General features: G+C 42.5%; 1 pseudogene. It reads right to left on the minus strand.

Annotated features, from left to right (window positions below):
- Nucleotides 1–51: 51 nt before the first annotated feature.
- Nucleotides 52–381, minus strand: a pseudogene (locus JFL43_RS22920) (transposase); the annotation flags it as partial.

Consider the following 381-nt stretch of genomic DNA (forward strand, 5'->3'; position numbering starts at 1 on the left):
CTAGCTTGGTGACGACTCTTCTTGCTGTTTCCCACGAGGATGCCTTGTAGCTTATTTCTTTATAAAAAACACTAGTAACTTGGCATTGGCTTTTAGTCGGATGACAAAATGAACCTCATACTTTTCACATAACTTGTACAGTTCGGGTGTCACAAAGCCACTATCTGCACGAATTATGATGGGTCAGTGAGGATAGCGGTCTTTAAAATGAATGAGAACAGGCTCCAAAAAAGCTACTACACCATTGGACGTATACACACTTCCACTGCGTAAGACGGCTTTGATACAATGGCCTGTGATCCCCTCGAATAATAATAAAGGATGCAAGCCCTTCGTTTGGTGATGGGCATTATAAGTCGTATCCTCCTGATTACCAGTCGT

This window comes from Viridibacillus soli, assembly GCF_016612995.1.
Lineage (GTDB): Bacteria > Bacillota > Bacilli > Bacillales_A > Planococcaceae > Viridibacillus > Viridibacillus soli.